This is a genomic window from Pseudomonas sp. B21-019, from assembly GCF_024749225.1.
Lineage (GTDB): Bacteria > Pseudomonadota > Gammaproteobacteria > Pseudomonadales > Pseudomonadaceae > Aquipseudomonas.
This window is the reverse complement of sequence record NZ_CP087193.1, coordinates 5,009,400-5,026,755: the sequence shown is the minus strand read 5'-3', so window position 1 is coordinate 5,026,755 and position 17,356 is coordinate 5,009,400. Positions and strand designations below refer to the sequence as shown.

The following is a 17,356-nucleotide window of genomic DNA, read 5'->3' as shown; positions in this document are numbered from 1 at the left end:
TATGTCCATTTACGTGTTTGATGCACTGGGTGTCTTGGTTGGCCCGGTTTCTCTTCCCGAAGTTCCCGGCTTGGGCTGTCAGTTGCCGAGCAATGCCGTCGAGCTGGCCGACTTGTTGCCGACGCCTGATCCGGGCAATGTTTGGGTGCTCGTCAACGCTGCGCCGGTTCAACTCGCCGATCATCGCGGGACGGTGTACAGCGTGACCACCGGCGCAGCGCAGGAGTGGTCCGAACTTGGCGAGCTCCCCAGCGAATATACGTTGCTCCCTTGTCCCGGTGCTTACTACGTCTGGAGCGGTACTGCGTGGCTGCTTGATGTCGCTGCGGTCGCTCAGGCTCAGTGCAATGCGCTAATGTCGGCGGCCAATCAAGTCACTGCCGGCATGGTTGACGCCTACATTGCCGGGTTGCTCGATGCAGCGGATACGGCGACCTTCGAGGCCTACGCGGCCTACCAGTTAGCGCTGAAAAAGATTGAGCAGCAACCTGGTTACCCAACCACTATTGCGTGGCCGACCTCTCCATAGCCGAGAGCGCAACTCCGATGCCCGCCAAGTGCCGGATTATTTTTTCCCGGAGAAAAGTATGCCCATCACCCAGCAGCAGTTGCTGCAGATCCTCCCGAACGCCGGCCCAGTTGCCGGCGTTTTTGTTCCTGTCCTGAATACAGCCATGGTCCGGTTTCAGATCATCACGGCTAGGCGTATTGCGGCCTTCATCGCGCAGATAGGACATGAGTCCGGACAACTCACCCGCGTCGTTGAGAACTTGAACTACGATGCGCCGGGTCTGATGGCGACGTGGCCAAGCCGGTTCCCGGCTGATTTGGCTGCTGCGCGCGCGCGTCAGCCGGAGAAGATCGCGAACATTGCCTATGCCTCGCGCATGGGTAATGGCAATGCCGCGAGCCGTGATGGGTGGACATATCGCGGTCGCGGTCTGATCCAGATCACCGGCCGAGCAAACTATCAGGAGTGCGGTGATGACCTCGGTATCGACCTTATCGGCAATCCAGATCTCCTGATACAACCGCAGTACGCCGCGCTGTCTGCGGCCTGGTTTTGGGAATTGAACGGTTTGAATGAACTGGCCGACCGCGACCAGTTCAACAGCATCACTCGTCGCATCAACAGTGGGCTTAACGGCCTGCAAGATCGTCTGTTGTTGTGGGCGCGGGCGAGGGCGGTGCTATGCCAGTCTTCGGTCTGATGCCGGTTTCTTGCCGGGCAATTGGGCTTGTTGTGTTTCTGGCTATGTTGGCCGGAAGCTCGGCGGCGCTGGCCTGGCACTTCCAGGATTGGCGGTATGGCCGGCAATTGGCGGAACAGGCTCGCGTGCACACCGAGACGTTGAGTCGGCTGGCGCTGGCAGCGGCAACGCAGCAACAGGCCGAGCAGGACAAGCGTCTGGCGCTTGAACAGCGTCTTTCAGCCAGTGAACAAACCCATTATCGAGCGCTTAGCGATGCCGAACGTGATCAAGGTCGCCTGCGCGATCGTCTTGCCACTGCTGATGTGCGCCTGTCAGTCCTCCTCGATGCCCATGACGCTGCCTCAACCTGTGCAGTGCCAGCCGCCTCCGGTGCCGGCGGCGTGGATCATGGCGCCGCACGAGCCCGACTTGACCCGGCGCATGCTCAACGAATTATCGCCATCACCGACGCCGGTGACCGTGGACTGATCGCGCTGGCTGCATGTCAGGAGTATGTGAAGACCATATCTGTCCGACAATGAAAGCAGTAGGTGAATTTTGATTGCACAAACGTTGATTTGCTACCGTTTGGTATTGTGTTCTAATTGATACATTCACAATGCCCTATCTCGCCCAAATGACCACATTGAAGGTGAGCGTTCCTTATTAAGAAAGGATGCTGTATGAGTCGTGTTGCGCTCGAACAAGAAAATAATAAGTTGTGGTTTTTGCAGTTTCTACGTGGCGTGGCCTGTCTACTCATTGTGTACGTGCACTGGCAGACATTTCTGATGAATCCCGGAGTGTTAAGCGGATTTATTTATCAGTCGGGAATGCCCGCAGATTACGTTGCCCCAGCGTTGGTCGGGGTAATCGGAAACATTGTAGATCAAGTCAAGCCATTTGAGATTAGGGAAGTCTACCTTGGGCTTGCGCTGTTTTTTATGATTAGTGGGTTTGTCATTCCTGTATCGCTTGAGCGCGGAACTAAGGCTAATTATATTATTCGAAGGGTTGCGAGAATACTTCCGACGGCGGTGGCGTGTACCATCCTAACCGCAGGTGTGATAGTCGTTGGGCGATACATGGAGGGGAATACCGTTGCACCATTTTCAATTAAGACGATCATTGCGAATGCTACGTTTGTTCGCGATATTTTAGGTCATCCATATATCGATACCGCGATATGGACGTTGGAGGTTGGGGTTCATTTTTACATAATTTGTTTTGTTCTCTCGTTTTTTTCGGGGCAAAAGAAGGCTTCCGTGATACTGGCACTGGCTCTGGCTTTTCTGCTGGTGAGCATCGCTCTTACAAAAGATATGGGTAAGTTTGAATACTATCGACAGTATATAAATCTTGTTGCGTTGAATGGGTGTTTTATTGTTCTTATGTTTGTTGGTATGGCTTTGTATAATTATCATTCGGGGAACTGGCCTGTTGCCAAGACTGCGTTTGTGACTTTTGCGCTGTTGGTTATGAATAATTTTACTCTTCAGTATTATTCGAGTGCTACGTCCGGGATGATGTATGCAAATCATGTGTATGCGGCTCTTATATTTATAGTTTTGATGCTGCTGGGGGCGAAGCTTCCATACTCCAAGTTTATCGACAAGGTCGCAGAAATTTCTTATCCGCTTTATTTGCTGCATGGTGCGTGTGGTTATGTTCTTTTTTATATGGCCTACAAATTTTTGCACTCAACCTATGCAGCATTTGCTTTGTCTGGGTTTGCAGTTGTCGTTTTAACGATTCTTGTTCATCTGATAATTGAGCGTCCCTCAACACCGGTAGGAAAGCGTATTGCAAAAATGGTTGAAGATTTTCGTTTTCCGATAGGTATTAGGTCTCGGGATACGTGACCAGATTATAATTTTCAAGTGCCGATCGGCGCCTTTTCTACGGGCAGAAGTAAAAGGGCGGAAACTACGCCATGAACCCCGCATTCAAGGCTGTAAATTGATACCGCATGCTGCCCGATTTCTTTTCGGAGCAACCCTCCCATGATGTGGCGCATGCTCAACGAATTATCGCTATCACCGACGCCAGCGACCGCGGACTTTGCCTTTGCAGGCCTGTCAGGCCTATGTCAGGGCTCTCGCTCACTAACATTTTGATCGATCCTGAACCTTGCAAGTGCGATTCGCTCGTGTACGGTAGGCCTCATTCCGCTCGATCAGGAGAGAGCCGTGAAAGAGATCACTCATCTGGCCGATCTACTCGGCAGACGCTTGCAGCTTCTCAATGCCCACGTCACTGCCGCCGAGTCCTGCACCGGCGGCGGGATCAGCGAGGCGATCACCCGCATTCCGGGGAGCTCGGCGTGGTTCGAGGCCGGTTATGTCACCTACTCAAACCGTCAGAAAACCCAGCAATTGAATGTCCCGGCCGAGTTGTTTTCAACCGTCGGGGCGGTCAGTCGCGAGGTGGTCGAGGCCATGGTCCGAGGCGCACAGGAAAAAAGCCGGGCGCGTTTTGCCGTGGCGGTCAGCGGTGTGGCGGGGCCGGATGGCGGTTCGCCGAACAAGCCCGTGGGCACGGTGTGGCTGGCCTGGGGCGTCGGTGAGCAGGTGTTCAGCGAGGTCCAGCACTTTGCAGGTAACCGCGACGAGGTCCGCCGACAAACGGTGAAGGCCGCGCTAGAGGGGCTGCTGCGGCATACCGCTGGAGAAATCTCAAATCAGGGGTAGGCGATCCTGAAACGCTGTGGAATAATACTGGCTACTTATACAGGTGTTGGCCGTCAGGCCTTATTGATTACGTGAGGACTTTAATGGACGACAACAAGAAGAAAGCCTTGGCTGCGGCCCTGGGTCAGATCGAACGTCAATTCGGCAAGGGTGCCGTAATGCGTATGGGCGATCAGGACCGTCAGGCGATCCCGGCCATTTCCACTGGCTCTCTGGGTCTGGACATCGCGCTCGGCATTGGCGGCCTGCCAAAAGGCCGTATCGTTGAAATCTACGGTCCTGAATCCTCCGGTAAAACCACCCTGACATTGTCGGTGATCGCCCAGGCTCAAAAAGCCGGCGCGACCTGCGCATTCGTCGACGCCGAACACGCTCTCGACCCTGAGTACGCCGGCAAACTGGGCGTCAACGTCGACGACCTGCTGGTTTCCCAGCCGGACACCGGCGAGCAGGCCCTGGAAATCACCGATATGCTGGTGCGTTCCAACGCCGTTGACGTGATCATCGTCGACTCCGTGGCCGCTCTGGTGCCAAAGGCTGAAATCGAAGGCGAAATGGGCGACATGCACGTGGGCCTGCAAGCCCGTCTGATGTCCCAGGCGCTGCGTAAAATCACCGGTAACATCAAGAACGCCAACTGCCTGGTGATCTTCATCAACCAGATCCGCATGAAAATCGGCGTGATGTTCGGCAGCCCGGAAACCACCACCGGTGGTAACGCGCTGAAGTTCTACGCATCGGTTCGTCTGGACATCCGTCGTACTGGCGCGGTGAAAGAAGGTGATGAAGTCGTCGGTAGTGAAACCCGCGTCAAAGTCGTGAAGAACAAGGTGGCTTCGCCGTTCCGTCAGGCCGAGTTCCAGATTCTTTACGGCAAGGGCATCTACCTCAACGGTGAGATGATCGACCTGGGTGTGCTGCACGGTTTCGTCGAGAAGTCCGGTGCCTGGTATGCCTATAACGGCACCAAGATCGGTCAGGGCAAGGCCAACTCGGCCAAGTTCCTGGCAGACAACCCGGAAGTCGCCGCGGCCCTCGAGAAACAGCTGCGCGACAAACTGCTGACCCCAGCACCGGACGTCAAGGCTTCGGCCGTCAGAGAGACCGAAGACGACCTGGCTGACGCTGATATCTGATCGATCCGATGACCGCCGTACTCGATACACTCGTCGCGGTGCGGCGAACCGCCATGGACCTGCTCGCGCGACGCGAGCACGGTCGAGTCGAGCTGACGCGTAAACTGCGTCAGCGCGGCGCCCCCCCTGAAATGATCGACACAGCACTCGACCGCTTGACGGAAGAGGGCTTGTTGTCCGAATCCCGTTACCTCGAAAGCTTCGTTTCCTACCGTGCGCGTTCCGGTTATGGCCCTTTGCGCATTCGCGAAGAGCTGAGCCAGCGTGGCCTGCAACGTACCGACATTGAGCTCGCCTTGCGCGAGAGTGGTATCGATTGGCAGGAGCAACTGGAAGACACCTGGCGGCGCAAATTTTCCGGGCATTTACCGATAGACGCTCGAGAACGTGCCAAACAGGGCAGGTTCCTGAGTTATCGGGGATATTCCATGGAAATGATCAGCCGCTTGTTCAGCGGCCGAGGGATGGACGATTGACTGAAACGGCTCGCTATTTCGATAGCGGGCCGTTTTTTTGCATCACGTTACCTTGGACGGTTCCCGTGTGCGTTGCTGCGCCTGGGGTCTGGACTGGACCCAGTTTTCCGGCAGGTTGATGTAATCCACCAATTCCCGCAGACGGCCATGATCACGAGCGTTGAAGGTAAAGGACAAGCGCGCCAGATGGCTGAACTGCGCTTCGTCGTGCTCCTCGCCACTGTAGGAATGCTGATGGAAATGATCGCTCAGGCACAGGTCGGCGAATGCCTCCTGCATGTGTTCAAGCGCTCGGTCGCTGAGCTTATGGTTCATGCGAATCACGAACTGATGCTTGAGCCAGCGGCTGGAGTGGAAGTTGCTGTAGAACTGGTTGATCTGCTCCACAGCCTCTTCGACGCTGTAGACCAGGCTCAACAGCTTCATGTCGGTCGGCAGGATGTAGCGATTTTCCTCCAGTTGATGGTGAATGAAGTCCAGCGCGCCTTGCCAGAACGTGCCGCCTGGTGCATCCAGTAACACCACGGGCACCAGCGGGCTTTTGCCGGTCTGGATCAGGGTCAGCACCTCTAGTGCTTCATCCAGAGTACCGAAACCGCCTGGGCACAGGACCAGCGCATCGGCTTCCTTGACGAAGAACAACTTGCGGGTAAAGAAAAAGTGGAAGGGCAGCAGGTTGGCGGTGCCATTGACCGTGGGATTGGCATGTTGCTCGAAGGGCAGGGTGATATTGAATCCCAGGCTGTGCTCCAGGCCGGCACCTTCATGGGCTGCCGCCATGATGCCGCCACCGGCGCCGGTGATGACCATCATGTCCGAGCGCGCCAGGGCGGCACCCAGTTCTCGGGCCTGAGCATACAGCGGGTGTTCTATCGGCGTGCGGGCCGAGCCGAAAACGGTAACTTTACGCCGTCCCTTGAACTGCTCCAGCACACGGAAAGCGTGCTCGAGTTCGCGCAGGGTTTGCAGGGTGATCTTGGCATTCCAGCGGTTGTGATCTTCCTGAGCCATGCGCAGCACGGTCAGGATCATGTCGCGGTAAATCGGGATGTTGGGGCTGTTGGGTGAAACCAGGTTGAGTTGTTCTTCGACCTTGCTGGTGAGGTCGTGGCCGCTTTCTTGAAAATGACGGCTCAGTAGGTCATTCGGTTGGTAAGGCATTCAACTTCTCCTTCTGCACAGAACCCTTGGCCCGACAAAACAATCGTCGGCGCCGCGACACCCCTTGTGTCGCTGTCTGCCCAAGCCCATGCCTGGGCGCTCTACCTGACTCGGTTGCAATCAAGTCATCCATACGGGCTCTGCTTATCCCTTGAATGAAAGAAACGTTCGCACAATAAGACACCGTAATGGGCAGCCCCTTTTCTGCCCTCGAAAAATCAACGTGAACACATTGAATTTAGACCCTCGCAACGATTTTCGCTGGCTTGATCATTGCGCCGCAAAGTCTTTCCTGGCAACCGCTTATTGACGATTTGCAAGGTGCTTTCACCGCTCGTCTGAACGCAAGCCGCATGTCTCGCGCTCTGATTTACTAAGTTACAGGCGTGACACGACAACTTTGCGTCAACGGCAGGACGCAACATTCAAGCAATTCAGGGATTTATCGCGTGATCAACGGCGATCAATGCATGCAGGGAGGCGGGAAACCATGCCCAGAGTGACTCTGGAGATCGATGCGCAACTGTATCGATTGCTGAAAGCATCAGCCGAGACCCATCATTTGAGTCTCGAAGAAGAGTGCTGCCGACGTCTGGAGGGTGGGGAGCGACGTTCGCGTTACTTGCAGGCGCTGTTGGCAGAGCTGCGCGCCGAGGATGAACAGCGGCGCGCCAATGCCAGGTAATTATTTCTTCTTCGCGGGAGTCTCTTTCGGGCAGTCCGAGTCCTGGAAGCTGGCGGAGCCGACCGGACGGTTGGTCTTCACCTCGGTGAAGTCGTAACGCATGATCGCGCCCTTGGCCATCAGCTTGCGGAACCCTGGGTTTCTGCATACGGAGGCGCCAAGCTGGAAGTACACAGCTTTGGGATCGGCGCGCATTTTTTCGGCGTGGCTGCTTTGCACGCTCAAGTGGTTGATCAGCACTTTTCCTTCGGCGGTGTAGCCCTGATCAAGAATGTCTTCGTTGATCGCCCGTGGAGTGCCAACGCTGCTTTGTACGGCGACGTTTCGCAGCTCTCTGTTGAGATTCTGCTCACTCAAGGATGCAGCCTGAGCGCTAAAGGACGACGCCAGCAAAATGGCAGCGGTGGGAACGATAAGGCGCAGCATGAAACTCTCCTGGTTCAGTGACTGGTGGTTCGACCAGGCACATGACTGTGCGTTCAGTGGCGGCGAATTATAGGGGAGGAGGTCTGAGCGGTACAGGCTTGCACCGGCTGCTCTGATAAACTGCCGCGACTTTTTGCCCTTGCGAGTGTTTTTCGTGTCGATTTTCCATCCACTACGGTGCTGCCTGCGATGAACCCTGTCACCCCGCGCTTTGCCGCAAACGCCGTCGCCCGCTTGCGCGATCAGCGAGAGGAGGAGGGCATCAAGCCGATTCAGGCCCGTGGCTGGAGGGCGCCGCGATGCCGTAATTGCCGCGTGATTGAAAGTCATTGCCTGTGTGCCTGGCGCCCATTGGTCGAGGCCCGCTCGGGCGTGTGCCTGATCATGACCAACAAAGAAGTGTTCAAGCCAAGTAACACCGGTTGGCTGATCGCTGATGTGGTGCGTGACAATCATGCATTCATCTGGTCGCGTACCGAGATTGATGAGCAACTGCTGGCGCTGTTGGCCGATCCGCAATGGCAACCGTACCTGGTGTTTCCGGGCGAATACGTCGAACCCGAGCGAGTTACCCACAGTGTCGCGGTCGATAGCACCAAGCGCCCGCTGTTCATTCTGCTGGACGCCACCTGGACCGAAGCCCGGAAGATTTTTCGCAAGAGCCCGTATTTTGATCGCTTGCCGATCTTGAGCCTGCTGCCCGAAAAACTGTCACGTTATCGACTGCGCCGTTCCACCCGTAGCGAACATTTATGCACCGCTGAAGTGGCTGCACTGTGTCTCGATCTGGCTGGTGATACCGAGGCTGCGTCAGCGCTGGACGCTTATTTCGACGTGTTCAGTCAGCATTATCTGGACGCGAAAAACCAGCTGGACATGAACCTCGCCACACCGGCCCACGCCGAGCTGATGCCGTTTGTTCATAACGACGTCCCCGCCATGTTCTGATTGTCGCCCATACTGCAAAGAACTGTACCGGTTATGTATCTTGACCACCCCGGTTTCGCTGGGCATGCTTGGCGCCGATTGGGGCGCGGCCATCGTTTGATACGCCGTATTTTTACGTGAATAGCCATGTGATTGGCGTTGAACGTGCCCTGTTGGTGCATCTGCGTGGCTGCACCTGGAGTTGTTTGAAAAACAGGATCATTTGAAAAATGGCCACATACGAAATCCTGATTGCCGATGACCACCCTCTTTTTCGTAGTGCCTTGCATCAAGCATTGACCCTGGGCCTGGGCCCGGATGTCCGGCTGGTGGAAGTGGCGAGCATTGCCGAGCTGGAAAACCGTCTGACCGAAAAGGCCGATTGGGACCTGGTGTTGCTGGACCTGAACATGCCAGGGGCCTACGGTTTTTCCGGGCTGGTGCTGTTGCGTGGTCAGTACCCGCAGATTCCGGTGGTGATGGTGTCGGCGCAGGAAGAAGCGTCGATCATGGTGAAGTCTCGTGAGTTCGGCGCCAGCGGTTTCATTCCCAAGTCCAGTGACTTGAGTGTCATTCAAAAAGCCGTGCGCGCGGTGCTCGATGGTGACGTTTTCTGGCCGCCCCAGGCCTTCGAAGCGGTCAGCGTTTCCGACGAAGCCAAGGCGGCCAGTGAAGGCCTTGCCAGCCTGACGCCCCAGCAGTTCCGGGTGTTGACCATGGTCTGTGAGGGTTTGCTGAACAAGCAGATTGCTTACGAATTGAGCGTGTCCGAAGCGACGATCAAGGCCCACGTCACGGCGATTTTCCGTAAGCTGAATGTACGGACCCGGACTCAGGCGGCGCTGCTCTTGCAACAACTTGAGTCAATTTCGAGCCACTAAGGTGTTATGTATTCACGCTTTTTTGACTTTGCTTAATCTAGCTTTCCCACTCCTTTTTGGTCAGTTGCTTACTCTATGTCACCTTTCAAAGGCCAGACCGGCCTAAAACGCATCCTCAACGCCTCCGGTTACTCCCTGGACGGTCTGCGCGCGGCCTTCACCGGTGAAGCGGCTTTTCGGCAACTGGTGTTGCTCAATGCGGTCCTGATTCCGCTGTCGTTCTTCCTGAGCGTCAGCCGTGTCGAGCGGGCGCTGCTGATTGCAGTCTGCCTGTTGGCGCTGATCGTCGAATTGCTCAACTCGGCGGTGGAAGCGGCCATCGACCGCATTTCCCTGGAGTTGCACCCATTGTCCAAGAACGCCAAGGACATGGGCAGCGCCGCTCAACTCGTAGCGTTGAGCATGATCGCGCTGGTGTGGGCGGTGATCCTGCTTTAAGCGATGGCGGGCAGAACGATCTCGTCGCTGCGCTGAACCCCGGCGGTGAAGGCGCGGCACAGTTCGAGGAACTCGCGCATCGCCGAGGTCTGATATTTCTGTTTGTGCCAGATGAAATAGAACTGCCGCGCCAGGTCCAGATCCGGTGTCTCCACCGGCACCAGGCTGCCACGACGGAACGCATCGCGCAGCGCCAGGCGCGAAATGCAGCCAATCCCCAACCCTGACTCCACCGCGCGCTTGATCGCTTCGGTGTGTTCCAGTTCCAGGCGAATGTTCAGCGCGCTGCGGTGGTGACGCATGGCCTGGTCAAAGGTCAGCCGCGTGCCCGAGCCTTGTTCTCGGAGAATCCACGCCTCATGACTCAGCTCCTCCATGGTGGCAATACCGCGTTGAGCCAGCGGATGTTGGGGCGCGCAGAACACCACCAGTTCATCTTCGACCCAGCTCTGTACTTCGATGTCCGGATGGCTGCAGTCGCCTTCGATTAGACCCAGATCAATTTCATAGTGAGCCACTTGTTGCACGATGTTGGCAGTGTTCTGCACATGCAGCTTCACCTGGCTTTCCGGATGACGCTGCATGAAGCTGCCGATCAGCAGGGTGGCCAGGTAATTGCCGATGGTCAGCGTCGCGCCGACCGCCAGGGAGCCGAAACCGGACTTGCCGTTGAGCAAGTCTTCGATTTCCTTGGCCTGATCGAGCAGGGCCACCGCTTGCGGCAACAGCTGTTTGCCGAGGGCGTTGAGGCTCAGCCGTTTGCCGGCGCGATCGAACAGCTGACAGCTGCACTGGCGCTCTAGCTCGGTGATCGAGGTGCTCGCCGCCGATTGCGAGAGGTTGAGCAGGCCCGCAGCACGGGATACGCTTTCCTGCTGGGCGACGGCGACGAATACTTGAAGTTGACGGAGAGTAAATCGCATATCGATATAACCGATAACCCTTATCTTAATAATCCATTTAACAGATATTGTCGCTGCCATTAGAATGCGATGCAATTGTGCACATCATTGGCGCAGGCAAAATCTCCAGGAGTCCCACGTACATGAGCAACATGAACCACGAGCGTGTCCTCAGTGTTCATCACTGGAACGACACTCTGTTCAGCTTCAAGTGCACCCGCGATCCGGGCCTGCGCTTCGAGAACGGTCAGTTCGTGATGATCGGCCTGCAACAGCCCAACGGCCGGCCGCTCATGCGCGCTTACTCGATTGCCAGCCCGAACTGGGAAGAGCATCTCGAGTTCTTCAGCATCAAAGTGCCTGATGGCCCGCTGACTTCCCAGTTGCAGCATCTGAAGGAAGGCGACGAGATCATCATCAGCAAGAAGCCTACTGGCACCCTGGTGCTGGATGACTTGAAGCCTGGCAAGCATTTGTACCTGCTCAGCACCGGTACCGGTCTGGCGCCGTTCATGAGCGTCATCCAGGACCCGGAAACCTACGAGCGTTTCGAAAAGGTGATCCTGTGCCACGGCGTGCGTTACGTCAACGAAGTCGCTTACCGCGAATTCATCACCGAGCACCTGCCGCAGAACGAGTTCTTCGGTGAGGCCCTGCGTGACAAGTTGATCTACTACCCGACCGTGACCCGCGAGCCGTTCGAAAACGAAGGCCGCCTGACCGACCTGATGCGCAGCGGCAAGCTGTTCAGCGACATCGGCCTGCCGCCGATCAACCCGCAGGACGACCGCGCCATGCTGTGCGGCAGCCCGAGCATGCTCGACGAGACCAGCGAAGTGTTGAACAGCTTCGGCCTGACTGTTTCGCCGCGGATGCGCGAGCCGGGTGATTACCTGATCGAGCGTGCGTTCGTCGAGAAGTAAGAACACCGCATCACTGAAAAGCCCCCATTGCCTGTGCAGGCAATGGGGGCTTTTTTATGCCGGACACAAACCTTGTAGGAGCTGTCGAGTGAAACGAGGCTGCGATCTTTTGATCTTGTTTTTAAAAGTAACATCAAAAGATCGCAGCCTCGTTTCACTCGACAGCTCCTACAGGTTGGAGGCGGGGATGACTTCCAGGACACGGATAACCCCGGCTTCGGGGTAATGCCAGCGCACATCCAGATCCCAGAACTGCGCGCCGTATTCGCGCTCAGGCGTAGGAATCTGGTACGCCGGGCGTGGGTCTTGTGCCAGGCATTGCTCGATCAACTCGACCAGAGGCTCGCCAAGCCGTTGAGCGTGGCCGTGGGCCTGTTGCAGGGCCGAGTCCGTCCACTGCACGGGAATCAGCAGCGGCGGGGCGCTGGCGATGTCGTTGGACGCCGTGTCGATGATGTCGGCGTAGGGCACGTAAGGTTTGATGTCGAGAACTGGCGTGCCGTCCAGCAAGTCGATGCCGGAGATCCACAGTCGATTGGCTTCGACCTTGTCCAGTTTGACCACCGACAGGCCGATGCCGTTAGGACGATGCGTCGCGCGGGTGGCGAACACGCCCATGGATTTGTTACCGCCCAGACGCGGAGGGCGGACTTTGAGGCGTGGCTTTTCTTCCAGCGCTTGATGGAACAGGAACAGCAGCCACACATGGCTGACCTGCTCCAGCCCCTGCACCGCATCACCCTGATCGAACGGCGCCACCAGCTCCAGTACGCCCCGAGCGGCCGGGGCCAGTTGCGGTTGACGCGGAATGGCGAACTTCTCCTTGAAGCAGGAGCGCACGAAGCCGATGGGGGAAACGCTGTAGGTCATGGTCTGGGGTCGAGGCCGGGATTAGGGCGGCATGATAACCCGAGCGGCCTCGAGATCGGTGCTGCCTATTACTCCGTCATCGCGGGCAAGCCACGCTCCCACAAGGTTCTCGAGTGAACGCAAATGTTGTGTACGGCATAAAACCTGTGGGAGCGTGGCTTGCCCGCGATAGCCGCGCCGCCGATCTAGAGACTAAACCCGCCATCCAAAGGAATGACATTCCCGGTCATATACGCCCCGGCCGTACTCGCCAGGCTAATCGCCAGCGCCGCCATTTCTTCCTCCCGGCCCCAGCGCTTCATCGGAATCAACGCCGTGTCCTCGGCCAGCGCCTGCTCATCGTTGCCGATGTGCTGAGTCATCTTGCTCGGGAAACGTCCCGGTGCGATTACGTTGACGTTGATGTGCTGGCTCACCAACTCTCGCGCCAGAATCCGCGACAGTTGGTGCAGGGCGGCTTTGCTCGGGCCGTAGGCATACGCCTGTTCGCCGAAGGAAGAAATCCCGGCCACCGAACCGATGTTGATGATCCGTGCCGGATTCGCCGCCGAACCGGCCTTGCGCAGCAGCGGTAGAAATTGCTGGATGCAGTTGAACACCGAGGTCACGTTGAGCTGCATGACCTTTTCCCAGCCCTTGACCGGGTAACTCTCCAGCGGCGCACCCCAGGTGGTACCGGCGTTGTTCACCAGGATATCCAGCTGACCGATCTGTTCGCTCAATTGCGCAGCCAGTTGTTGAATGCCTTCTTCATGAGCCAGGTTGGCGGCCACGGCGTGGCAAATCCCGAAGGCACTCAGCTCATCGGCAGTTTGCTGACAGGCTTCGGCATCCCGGGCGCACACGTACACGATGGCGCCGGCCTCGACATAAGCCTTGGCGATCATTTTGCCGATACCGCGGGTGCCGCCGGTCACCAGAGCGGTGCGGCCTTGCAGAGAGAAGTAGGGATGCATGGCGAGTCCTGAGAGCTGAGGGTCAATACACCCTAGTCTTCAGCCGCCGGAAGCGGAGCCACTATTTTTGCGCGGAATGGGGGGCTATACAGCCCTGCAGGAGCTGTGTAGGAGCTGTCGAGTGAAACGAGGCTGCGATCTTTTCTTCCAAGCGAAAGATCAAAAGATCGCAGCCTCGTTGCTCTCGACAGCTCCTACAAAGTAGATCCGTCTCGCACGTTACTGCGGGCGCACGCGCAGGGTCAGGCCCTTGAGGAAGTTGCGCAGCAATTGATCGCCGCACGGGCGGTAGTTGGTGTGGCCGAATTTGCGGAACAGCGCACTCAGCTCAGGCTTGGATACCGGGAACTCGGCGGCCTTGAGGATGGTGTGCATGTCGTCCTCCTTCAGTTCGAAGGCGACGCGCAATTTCTTCAGGATGATGTTGTTGGTCACCGGCACTTCGATCGGCTGCGGCGGACGGCTTTCGTCCTTGCCACGCTTGAAGATCACCAGGCCATCGAGGAAATGCGCCATGACTTCGTCCGGGCAGCGTACGAAACCTTCCTCGTCTTCTTCTTTCTTGTCGAGGTACGTCACCAGGTCTTCCAGCGTGACGTCCATGCCGCCGAGCTTGATGATCTCGATGACTTTCTTGTCGCTGATGTCGAGCATGTAGCGCACGCTGCGCAGTACGTCGTTATGAATCATGTGTGCAGTCCTGATATTTCGCTGTGGGCGCCGCATGAAGCTGCGGCGCCGAAATGTATGGCGGCGGGAAAAGCCTTAGAACTTCTCTTTGCCGGACAGGTAGCGCCATTGCCCCACGGGCACTTTGCCGATGGACACGCCGCCGATGCGGATGCGGCGGATGGCGACGACCTTGAGGCCGACGGCCTGGCAGAACAGGGCGATCACGCCCGGTTGTGGATTTTTCATGGCAAAGCGCAGGCGGTTTTCGTTCTGCCAGCTGGCCTTGACCGGCGGCAGTTCCTTGCCCTTGTACGTCAGGCCGTGGTTCAGGCGGTTGAGGCCGTGAGCCACCATGTCGCCTTCGACCTCGACCACATATTCCTGCTCGATCTTGCTGGCATCGGCGGTGAGTTTGCGCAGAATCTTCCAGTCCTGGGTGAACACCAGCAGACCGCTGGCGTTGGCCTGCAGGTCGGCGCTGGCGGTCAGGCGCAGGAAGTGGCCCTTGAGCGGACGTTTGCCGTAGCGGTGTTCTTCGCTCAGGGTCGCGGCACTGAGGGTCGCCATGGCGCTGTCCGCGTCCATGCCTGCCGGAACGTTCATCAGGATGGTCACCGGCTCCGGCGCAGTGGCCTTGGCCTCTGGGTCGAGCTCGACTTTCTGGGTGTCGACCTTGAACTGCGGCTCGTCGATGACTTCACCGTCGACGGTGACCCAGCCGCCCTCGATGAACAGCTCAGCCTCCCGACGGGAGCAGCCGACGAGTTCGATGAGGCGTTTGGAGAGACGAATCGGGTCAGTCATGACAGGGCCGTAACAAAAAAGGGGTGGGCATTGTACCTGCCTGGCGCCGGTTAATCGCGGGTCCATTTGCCTCATGTGTTTTTAATGCGTTGTGTCAGCCATGCTGTGAACGTTGCTGGCGCAAACGCATGTGCAGCAACGGATAGGGCTGGCCCATGCCGTCATGCTCCGAACGACCAATCACCTCGAAGCCCTGCTTGAAGTAAAAACCCAGGGCCTGTGGGTTCTGCTCGTTGACGTCCAGCTCATCGGCGTTCAGGTGTTCCAGGGCATAGCGCAGTAATTGCTTGCCCAGGCCTTGGCCACGGTGATCCGGATCGATGAACAGCATTTCGATCTTTCCCGCCGCCACGCCGGCGAACCCGGTGATGCGCTGGCGCGAGTCTTTGGTGCAGATCAGCATGACGGCGTCGAGGTAGCGGGTCAGCACCAGGTTCTTCAGCAGGTCGATGTAGCTGTCGGGCAGAAAGTCATGGGTAGCGCGCACCGAGGCTTCCCACACGTGGGTGAGCTCTTCGTAGTCGCTCTGTTTCGGTGTGTAAATGACCGAATGTTGGCGCATGGCCGCTTGCTCCTTCTGTTAAGAGCCGTTCCCGTAAGGCTGCGAGTTTTTTCTCCCACAAAACGATAGACGTAAAAAAGCCCCGCATCTCGTCAAGAGAGCGGGGCTTTTCGTATTTTTTGCGTTTAGATCTGTTCAGCCCACAGGTCGTATTCGTCGGCGTCGGTGACTTTGCACCAGACCTTGTCGCCCGGCTTCAGGTTGCTGCCGTTGTCGATGAACACGTTGCCGTCGATTTCCGGGGCATCGAAGAAGCAACGGCCGACCGCGCCTTGCTCGTCGACTTCGTCCACCAACACTTCGATCTCACGGCCGATGCGCATTTGCAGGCGTGCCGAGCTGATGGCCTGCTGGTGCGCCATGAAACGCTCCCAACGGTCTTGCTTGACCTCGTCCGGAACGATCTCCAGGTCCAGATCGTTGGCCGGTGCGCCTTCTACCGGCGAGTACTGGAAGCAGCCGACGCGGTCCAGCTGGGCTTCGGTCAGCCAGTTCAGCAGGTACTGGAAGTCTTCTTCGGTTTCGCCAGGGAAGCCGACGATGAAGGTCGAACGGATGATCAGGTCCGGGCAGATCTCGCGCCAGTTCTTGATCCGCGCCAGGGTCTTGTCTTCGAAGGCCGGGCGTTTCATGGCTTTGAGGACTTTCGGGCTGGCGTGCTGGAACGGAATGTCCAGGTACGGCAGGATTTTCCCGGCGGCCATCAGCGGGATCAGCTCATCGACGTGCGGGTATGGGTAAACGTAGTGCAGACGAACCCACACACCGAGGGTGCTCAGGGCTTCGCAGAGTTCGGTCATGCGGGTTTTCACCGGCGCGCCGTTCCAGAAACCGGTGCGGTATTTCACATCGACGCCATAGGCGCTGGTGTCCTGGGAAATCACCAACAGCTCTTTGACGCCGGACTTGACCAGGCGCTGGGCCTCGTCGAGCACGTCACCGACCGGGCGGCTGACCAGTTTGCCGCGCATCGAGGGGATGATGCAGAAGCTGCAGCTGTGGTTGCAGCCTTCGGAAATCTTCAGGTAGGCGTAATGACGCGGGGTCAGTTTGATCCCTTGCGGCGGCACCAGGTCGATCAGCGGGTTGTGATCCTGACGCGGCGGTACGACGTCGTGCACGGCGTTGACCACTTGCTCATACTGCTGCGGACCGGTCACGGCCAGAACGCTTGGGTGCACGTTGCGGATATTGCCTTCTTCCACGCCCATGCAGCCGGTCACGATGACCTTGCCGTTTTCCTTGATGGCTTCGCCGATCACTTCCAGAGACTCAGCCTTGGCCGAGTCGATGAAGCCGCAGGTGTTAACCACCACGACGTCGGCGTCCTGATAAGTGGACACTACGTCATAGCCTTCCATGCGCAGCTGGGTAAGGATGCGCTCGGAGTCGACCAGTGCTTTCGGGCAACCCAGGGATACGAAGCCAACCTTTGGATTGGCCGGCGCAGGAGTGGTGGACATGTCTAACCTCGGTATTTGTGACGCCTCCAGCCGATGACGGCAAGGCGACAGACGGGCGCTATGTTGCACCCTCTGGTCAAAAAGTGCGCAATTCTAACGATGGGCGGCGCACTTGACCAGCTTTATGCAGGGAAATACGACGAGTGCTGCGCTATGCTTCGCGCCGTTACGCTTTACCGATTTTTTACAGT

21 protein-coding genes are annotated in these 17,356 nt (G+C 57.5%); 12 read left to right on the top strand and 9 right to left on the bottom strand.

Annotated features, from left to right (window positions below; all coding sequences use genetic code 11):
• Position 1 precedes the first annotated feature (1 nt).
• From LOY36_RS22445 to recX, 7 genes are all read left to right on the top strand, one after another.
• Complete coding sequence (locus LOY36_RS22445) at positions 2-529, top strand: tail fiber assembly protein (protein ID WP_258671027.1); 528 nt, start codon at positions 2-4, stop codon at positions 527-529.
• A 58-nt stretch (positions 530-587) separates the two neighbouring features.
• Complete coding sequence (locus LOY36_RS22440) at positions 588-1,211, top strand: glycoside hydrolase family 19 protein (protein WP_258671026.1); 624 nt, start codon at positions 588-590, stop codon at positions 1,209-1,211.
• Positions 1,193-1,735, top strand: coding sequence for a lysis protein (locus LOY36_RS22435; RefSeq protein ID WP_258671025.1), 543 nt, complete (start codon positions 1,193-1,195; stop codon positions 1,733-1,735). The genes LOY36_RS22440 and LOY36_RS22435 overlap by 19 nt, the downstream gene beginning before the upstream one ends.
• Before the next feature lie 141 nt (positions 1,736-1,876).
• Entirely contained in the window at positions 1,877-3,055 is a 1,179-nt protein-coding gene (locus LOY36_RS22430; protein ID WP_258671024.1) for an acyltransferase, read from the top strand.
• Between the two features lie 327 nt (positions 3,056-3,382).
• Positions 3,383-3,883 carry a CinA family protein gene (locus LOY36_RS22425; RefSeq protein WP_019647843.1) on the top strand — a complete coding sequence of 167 codons (501 nt, stop codon included), beginning with the start codon at positions 3,383-3,385 and terminating at the stop codon, positions 3,881-3,883.
• Between the two features lie 83 nt (positions 3,884-3,966).
• Positions 3,967-5,019, top strand: coding sequence for a recombinase RecA (gene recA / locus LOY36_RS22420; protein WP_258671023.1), 1,053 nt, complete (start codon positions 3,967-3,969; stop codon positions 5,017-5,019).
• 8 nt (positions 5,020-5,027) lie between these two features.
• The gene (recX, locus tag LOY36_RS22415; protein WP_026286484.1) at positions 5,028-5,495 is read left to right on the top strand and encodes a recombination regulator RecX; all 468 of its coding nucleotides are present in this window, start codon (positions 5,028-5,030) and stop codon (positions 5,493-5,495) included.
• A gap of 42 nt (positions 5,496-5,537) precedes the next feature.
• On the opposite strand, the gene LOY36_RS22410 is transcribed toward recX, so the two are convergent.
• Complete coding sequence (locus tag LOY36_RS22410; protein WP_019647844.1) at positions 5,538-6,656, bottom strand: TIGR00730 family Rossman fold protein; 1,119 nt, start codon at positions 6,654-6,656, stop codon at positions 5,538-5,540.
• A gap of 490 nt (positions 6,657-7,146) precedes the next feature.
• Here LOY36_RS22410 and LOY36_RS22405 point away from each other — a divergent pair, with 490 nt between their 5' ends.
• Entirely contained in the window at positions 7,147-7,341 is a 195-nt protein-coding gene (locus LOY36_RS22405; protein WP_018926957.1) for a hypothetical protein, read from the top strand.
• Here LOY36_RS22405 and LOY36_RS22400 read toward each other — a convergent pair whose 3' ends face one another.
• Positions 7,342-7,767: a PA3611 family quorum-sensing-regulated virulence factor gene (locus LOY36_RS22400; RefSeq protein ID WP_018926956.1), complete on the bottom strand. Its 426-nt coding sequence runs from the start codon at positions 7,765-7,767 to the stop codon at positions 7,342-7,344.
• A gap of 189 nt (positions 7,768-7,956) precedes the next feature.
• Here LOY36_RS22400 and LOY36_RS22395 point away from each other — a divergent pair, with 189 nt between their 5' ends.
• From LOY36_RS22395 to LOY36_RS22385, 3 genes are all read left to right on the top strand, one after another.
• Entirely contained in the window at positions 7,957-8,715 is a 759-nt protein-coding gene (locus tag LOY36_RS22395) for a tRNA-uridine aminocarboxypropyltransferase (RefSeq protein ID WP_019647845.1), read from the top strand.
• Between the two features lie 209 nt (positions 8,716-8,924).
• Positions 8,925-9,575 carry a response regulator transcription factor ErdR gene (gene erdR / locus LOY36_RS22390; protein ID WP_019647846.1) on the top strand — a complete coding sequence of 217 codons (651 nt, stop codon included), beginning with the start codon at positions 8,925-8,927 and terminating at the stop codon, positions 9,573-9,575.
• A gap of 75 nt (positions 9,576-9,650) precedes the next feature.
• Positions 9,651-10,013, top strand: a complete 363-nt coding sequence (locus LOY36_RS22385) for a diacylglycerol kinase (protein ID WP_019647847.1) — start codon at positions 9,651-9,653, stop codon at positions 10,011-10,013.
• Here the strand turns inward: LOY36_RS22385 and LOY36_RS22380 are convergent.
• Entirely contained in the window at positions 10,010-10,936 is a 927-nt protein-coding gene (locus LOY36_RS22380; protein ID WP_018926952.1) for a LysR family transcriptional regulator, read from the bottom strand. The two genes, LOY36_RS22385 and LOY36_RS22380, sit on opposite strands and share 4 nt — an antisense overlap.
• 122 nt (positions 10,937-11,058) lie before the next feature.
• Between LOY36_RS22380 and fpr the strand changes: the two genes are divergently transcribed.
• On the top strand, positions 11,059-11,838 hold the full coding sequence (gene fpr, locus LOY36_RS22375; RefSeq protein ID WP_002554680.1) for a ferredoxin-NADP reductase: 780 nt from the start codon (positions 11,059-11,061) through the stop codon (positions 11,836-11,838).
• A 168-nt stretch (positions 11,839-12,006) separates the two neighbouring features.
• On the opposite strand, the gene tsaA is transcribed toward fpr, so the two are convergent.
• From tsaA to rimO, 6 genes are all read right to left on the bottom strand, one after another.
• Positions 12,007-12,708, bottom strand: a complete 702-nt coding sequence (gene tsaA / locus LOY36_RS22370; RefSeq protein ID WP_258671022.1) for a tRNA (N6-threonylcarbamoyladenosine(37)-N6)-methyltransferase TrmO — start codon at positions 12,706-12,708, stop codon at positions 12,007-12,009.
• A 185-nt stretch (positions 12,709-12,893) separates the two neighbouring features.
• On the bottom strand, positions 12,894-13,664 hold the full coding sequence (locus tag LOY36_RS22365) for an SDR family oxidoreductase (RefSeq protein ID WP_019647849.1): 771 nt from the start codon (positions 13,662-13,664) through the stop codon (positions 12,894-12,896).
• Between the two features lie 219 nt (positions 13,665-13,883).
• Positions 13,884-14,354, bottom strand: coding sequence for a DUF1456 family protein (locus LOY36_RS22360; protein ID WP_019647850.1), 471 nt, complete (start codon positions 14,352-14,354; stop codon positions 13,884-13,886).
• Between the two features lie 75 nt (positions 14,355-14,429).
• Positions 14,430-15,140, bottom strand: a complete 711-nt coding sequence (locus tag LOY36_RS22355; RefSeq protein WP_019647851.1) for an rRNA pseudouridine synthase — start codon at positions 15,138-15,140, stop codon at positions 14,430-14,432.
• 94 nt (positions 15,141-15,234) lie between these two features.
• Complete coding sequence (locus LOY36_RS22350) at positions 15,235-15,702, bottom strand: GNAT family N-acetyltransferase (protein WP_258671021.1); 468 nt, start codon at positions 15,700-15,702, stop codon at positions 15,235-15,237.
• Between the two features lie 125 nt (positions 15,703-15,827).
• Positions 15,828-17,165 carry a 30S ribosomal protein S12 methylthiotransferase RimO gene (rimO, locus tag LOY36_RS22345; RefSeq protein ID WP_258671020.1) on the bottom strand — a complete coding sequence of 446 codons (1,338 nt, stop codon included), beginning with the start codon at positions 17,163-17,165 and terminating at the stop codon, positions 15,828-15,830.
• Between the last annotated feature and the right edge of the window lie 191 nt (positions 17,166-17,356).

Bases quoted from the DNA above. Each gene is read 5' to 3' on its own strand.
- LOY36_RS22445 (WP_258671027.1), top strand. From the start codon at position 2: ATGTCCATTTACGTGTTTGATGCACTGGGTGTCTTGGTTGGCCCGGTT.
- LOY36_RS22440 (WP_258671026.1), top strand. From the start codon at position 588: ATGCCCATCACCCAGCAGCAGTTGCTGCAGATCCTCCCGAACGCCGGC.
- LOY36_RS22435 (WP_258671025.1), top strand. From the start codon at position 1,193: ATGCCAGTCTTCGGTCTGATGCCGGTTTCTTGCCGGGCAATTGGGCTT.
- LOY36_RS22430 (WP_258671024.1), top strand. From the start codon at position 1,877: ATGAGTCGTGTTGCGCTCGAACAAGAAAATAATAAGTTGTGGTTTTTG.
- recA (WP_258671023.1), top strand. From the start codon at position 3,967: ATGGACGACAACAAGAAGAAAGCCTTGGCTGCGGCCCTGGGTCAGATC.
- recX (WP_026286484.1), top strand. From the start codon at position 5,028: ATGACCGCCGTACTCGATACACTCGTCGCGGTGCGGCGAACCGCCATG.
- LOY36_RS22410 (WP_019647844.1), bottom strand. From the start codon at position 6,656: ATGCCTTACCAACCGAATGACCTACTGAGCCGTCATTTTCAAGAAAGC.
- LOY36_RS22405 (WP_018926957.1), top strand. From the start codon at position 7,147: ATGCCCAGAGTGACTCTGGAGATCGATGCGCAACTGTATCGATTGCTG.
- LOY36_RS22400 (WP_018926956.1), bottom strand. From the start codon at position 7,767: ATGCTGCGCCTTATCGTTCCCACCGCTGCCATTTTGCTGGCGTCGTCC.
- LOY36_RS22395 (WP_019647845.1), top strand. From the start codon at position 7,957: ATGAACCCTGTCACCCCGCGCTTTGCCGCAAACGCCGTCGCCCGCTTG.
- erdR (WP_019647846.1), top strand. From the start codon at position 8,925: ATGGCCACATACGAAATCCTGATTGCCGATGACCACCCTCTTTTTCGT.
- LOY36_RS22385 (WP_019647847.1), top strand. From the start codon at position 9,651: ATGTCACCTTTCAAAGGCCAGACCGGCCTAAAACGCATCCTCAACGCC.
- LOY36_RS22380 (WP_018926952.1), bottom strand. From the start codon at position 10,936: ATGCGATTTACTCTCCGTCAACTTCAAGTATTCGTCGCCGTCGCCCAG.
- fpr (WP_002554680.1), top strand. From the start codon at position 11,059: ATGAGCAACATGAACCACGAGCGTGTCCTCAGTGTTCATCACTGGAAC.
- tsaA (WP_258671022.1), bottom strand. From the start codon at position 12,708: ATGACCTACAGCGTTTCCCCCATCGGCTTCGTGCGCTCCTGCTTCAAG.
- LOY36_RS22365 (WP_019647849.1), bottom strand. From the start codon at position 13,664: ATGCATCCCTACTTCTCTCTGCAAGGCCGCACCGCTCTGGTGACCGGC.
- LOY36_RS22360 (WP_019647850.1), bottom strand. From the start codon at position 14,354: ATGATTCATAACGACGTACTGCGCAGCGTGCGCTACATGCTCGACATC.
- LOY36_RS22355 (WP_019647851.1), bottom strand. From the start codon at position 15,140: ATGACTGACCCGATTCGTCTCTCCAAACGCCTCATCGAACTCGTCGGC.
- LOY36_RS22350 (WP_258671021.1), bottom strand. From the start codon at position 15,702: ATGCGCCAACATTCGGTCATTTACACACCGAAACAGAGCGACTACGAA.
- rimO (WP_258671020.1), bottom strand. From the start codon at position 17,165: ATGTCCACCACTCCTGCGCCGGCCAATCCAAAGGTTGGCTTCGTATCC.